This is a genomic window from Bifidobacterium samirii, from assembly GCF_003952945.1.
GTDB classification, from domain to species: Bacteria; Actinomycetota; Actinomycetes; order Actinomycetales; family Bifidobacteriaceae; genus Bifidobacterium; species Bifidobacterium samirii.
In genome coordinates, this window is sequence record NZ_QXGK01000034.1 from 1 (window position 1) to 4,302 (window position 4,302).

1 protein-coding gene is annotated in these 4,302 nt (G+C 68.4%); it reads left to right on the plus strand.

Annotation, left to right across the window (positions count from 1 at the left end; all coding sequences use genetic code 11):
* Positions 1-222: 222 nt before the first annotated feature.
* Positions 223-3,477 carry a glycoside hydrolase family 3 N-terminal domain-containing protein gene (locus D2E24_RS10160; protein WP_164521103.1) on the plus strand — a complete coding sequence of 1,085 codons (3,255 nt, stop codon included), beginning with the start codon at positions 223-225 and terminating at the stop codon, positions 3,475-3,477.
* The last annotated feature ends 825 nt before the right edge of the window (positions 3,478-4,302 follow it).

Sequence of the window (4,302 nt, forward strand, 5' to 3'; positions counted from 1 at the left end):
CATCGCACTCGGCTTCCGCAACCTCGACAACTACATCACCAGAAGCCTGCTCCACACCGGCGGATTCAAACACGCCATCCAAACTCACCTCTAACCACCACCCCTACACACCAAAATGCGAAGAGCCCGTAATCTGATGCGCGGCGGGGCGGGGCGTCATATCGCCTATGCTTATCTATCGACCTATCGATAACCGACGAATCATCAATGGAGAGGTTTGCGATGACGCAGGAATCCCCGGAACATCCGGAATCCCAGACCCCAGACGGCGCCGAACCCATCACCGACCCACGAACCACGCCGCTGTGGGATCCGACGCTGCCGGTCAACGAACGCGTCGACTGGCTGCTCGACGAGATGACCATCGACGAGAAACTCGGCTTCCTCGCCACCACCACGCCCGACCTGCCGCGCCTGGGCATCACGCGCTGCTGGATCGGCGGCGAGGCGGCGCACGGCATCGAAGCCCGCCACGACCAGGGCGCGAACCCCACTGCGCCCGAAACCACCACGTCGCTGCCGCAGCCGATCGGCATGGCCGCCACCTGGGACGCACAGCTGCTGGAGAAGGCCGGCGAAGTCGTCGGCAAGGAGGCCCGCGCGCTCTGGCACCGCGACCCGCGCGGCGGCCTGTTCCGCTGGGCGCCCACCGTCGACCTCGAACGCGACCCGCGCTGGGGCCGCAACGAGGAAGGCTACGGCGAGGACCCGCACCTGACCGGCGCGATCGCCGGCGCGTACATCCGCGGCATGCAGGGCGGCGGGCCGGAGGAGACCCGCGACCATCTGCGCATCAGCGCCGCGCTCAAGCACTTCTTCGCCAACAACGTCGAGGACGCGCGCTGCACCACCTCATCCACCGTCGACGCGCGCAACCGGCGCGAATACTATTACGAGCCGTTCCGCCGCTGCATCGAACACGCCGGCGCCACATCGGTCATGACCGCCTACAACGCCGTCAACGGCACCGTCGAAATGCTCGACCCACGCGTCGACGCGCTGCTGCACGGCGAATACGGGCTGTATGGGCACGTCGTCAGCGACGGCGGCGCCGTATCGCTCGTCCACGACGCGCGCCACGACACCGCATCCCACGCCGAAACCGTCGCTCGATCGCTCAAAGCCGGCGTCGACTGCATGACCGACGACATGGACATGGTCCACGCGGCCGCCGTCGAAGCATGGGAACGCGGCTGGATCGACGAATCCGACGTCGACCGCGCGCTGCGACGCTCGTTCACCACCAAGATCCGACTCGGGATGTACGACGCGACGCCCGCCAACCCGTTCGACGCGGTGAGCGAGGACGACGTCGACTCGCCGCACTGCCGCGACGTCGCCCGTCGCGTCGCCGAGGAATCCGTCGTGCTGCTGCGCAACGACGGACTGCTGCCGCTCGATTGCGGGGACGACGGTTGCGGGGGAAGGGCGGCCGATGGTTGCGATGCTGCCGCGGTGTGCGGTTCATCCGATGGTGCCGCCGATGCCGCCGTGCCGGTCGCGCTTGTCGGACCGCTCGCCGACCAATGGTTCCAGGACTGGTACGGCGGCGAACCACCCTATCGGTCGACGCTGCGCGACGGCGTACGCGCCGTCACCGGCATCGACCCGCTCGTCGACGACGGCCTCGACGTCGTGATCCTGCGATTCGGCGACCGGTACGCCGCGCTCGAAACGCCCGCCGAACCGGACGGAACCACCGAACCGCCGGTCCCGCACTACGCGCTGCAACCGCACGCACCGCGGCTCGTCGCCGTCGACGACCGCGCGCACGCCACCCGATTCCGCCTCCAGGATTGGGGCGACGGAGCGCTCACCCTGCGCGCCGACGGCGACGGCCGCTACCTGAGCGCGCTCGACGACGGCACCATCGTCGCCGGCAAGACCATCCCGTACGGCTGGTTCGTCAAGGAGGTGTTCCGCATCGGCGACGACGGGAGGCTGCACGTGTGGAGCGGCATCCCCGTCGACCTCGACGCCGACGGGCGCATCGCCGCAATCGACGGCACCGACCTGAGCGCCCAGCGCATCGGCGTGCCACAGACCGCCGCCATCGGCTCGGCGGGTGCGACCGACGTGGATGATTCGGCCGATGTCGAAACGGCCCGAGAAACCGTCCCGGCATTCGCCATCGAAACGATCGAACACGGCATCGCACGCGCGACGGCGCTCGCCGCACGCGCCCGCACCGTCATCGCCGCCGTCGGCTGCTGCCCCGTCATCAACGGCAAGGAAGACGCCGACCGGCCGTCCACCGCATTCCCCGCCGACCAGCGCGCGCTCGTCGCCGCCGTGCACGACGCCAACCCGCGCACCGTCATGGCGCTCATCGCCAACTACCCGTACGACATCGACGACGAAGCGGCCCGGCTGCCCGCGATCGTGCACTGCGCGACCGGCGGGCAGGCGATGGGCGAGGCGCTCGCGCGCGTCATCTACGGACTCGCGTCGCCCGGCGGCCGACTGCCGATGACCTGGTATGGTGGCCGCGTCGACCTGGGCGACAAGAACGACTACGACATCATCGGCACCGGCCGCACCTACCAGTGGCGGCGCGGCGACGTGCTCTACCCGTTCGGCCACGGCCTCACCTACGCGCCGTTCCTCTACGACGGGCTGAACGCGTGCGTCGACGGCGGTGTGGGCGCGGCTGGTGCGGCAGCCAGGCCGGACGACGCGCTCGGCGAGGCGGCCGGCGGGTCTCACGGCGCGATCGGAACGTCGGAAGCCGCGACGGACGGCACGGACTCCACAGCCGACCGCACGCTGCGGGTGCGCGTCGACATCGTCAACGAGGGGACGCGCGCATCCGACGAAGTCGTGCAGGTGTACGTGCGCCACCCGCACGAGCGCGTCGCCGGCGCCGGCGCCGGCGGGACGGCGCTCGTGGTGCCGCCGATCGCGATGCCGGAACGCCGGCTGGTCGCGTTCCGCCGCGAACATGCGGTCGAGCCGGGGGAACGGCGGACCATCGAATTCACGATTCCCCGTGAGGAGCTGCGCGTGTACGACGTGCGCAAGGGCGGCTTCCACATCCCCGACGGCGAGTACACGATCGAGGCGGGCGCTTCGAGCGGCGACATCCGCGCGACGACGACGGTCCGTGTCGCCGGCGAACCGCCGGTCATGCGCCGGTTCGACGAATGGATCCCGGTCGATCATTGGGACCGGGCCGACGGCGTGGCGCTGGTAGCCGCGGCCGGCCGGACCGCCGCCGACGAGCCGCTCGCGTCGCTCGTCGCTGCCGGCGAGGCGTGCGCCGCGACGCCGCGCGAACCGTCAAGGTCTGGTGTGATGCGGTTCGACGGGTTCGCGCCGTTCCCGGACGGGACCGTCGTACGCATCGCCGCCGACTCGATCGACGGGGACGGCGCGGTGCAGGAGATGACGTTGCCGCTGCCCGAGGGCGAGACCGGCTTCACGATGGCCATCGGCGACGGCGACATCGTGCGCGCCGTGCGCTGCGAGGTGTGCTGAGAGGTGCGCTGAGAGGTGTGCCGAGAACCCGACTGGGCATACATGGACGCCTACATGTCCGAGAGAGGTGTGCCGAAAGGTGTGCTGAGCACGGTGAGGCCGCCGGTGCCGGGGAAGGCTCCCGACACCGGCGGCCGACGCCTGAAACGGGCTCTTCATATCGGTGCGTGAGGACCGTGCGATGCCATGTGTCGCCCTGATTCACATGATTTTCCGATCTGAGGGGAGGATTCTCCCCTCACACGGCCAATCGCTTCGTGGCTGAGTCTTGGCGGGCCCTGCGCCGCGGTGATGTCCGTTGCGGACCCAGCTGCGACCGTGTGATGCCGTCAGATATTCACCGAGTGAGGGCAGATTTCGGCTGTTGCGGAATGCTATACGGCAAACTGAGGGCATCCGCGCTCCCGTGGCGCCTGTCGCGTCCTTCGTTTTTGGCCAGATGCCATGCCGTATGCGCCGGTTGCGGAGCGTGCAATGCCCTCACTTCGCCGTATGGCATTCCGCAAAGTCCGGAATCTGCCCTCAGAGTGCCAGATGCAGCATGGGCTTCCTGTCGGCCTCTGATCTGGGCGCGACGACTAGACCACCGGGCTGGCCGGACACACATTTTGGCCTATAACCCCTATAACCCGACTTCCACACCCACGTCGAATGGACCTCAAACGACTAGGCCACCAGACACACATTTTGGCCTATAACGGCTCTTCGCATTTTGGTGTGTAGGGGTGGTGGTTAGAGGTGAGTTTGGATGGCGTGTTTGAATCCGCCGGTGTGGAGCAGGCTTCTGGTGATGTAGTTGTCGAGGTTGCGGAAGCCGAGTGCGAT

Excerpts from the sequence above, each read along its gene's own strand:
- D2E24_RS10160 (WP_164521103.1), top strand. The coding sequence starts at position 223 with ATGACGCAGGAATCCCCGGAACATCCGGAATCCCAGACCCCAGACGGC.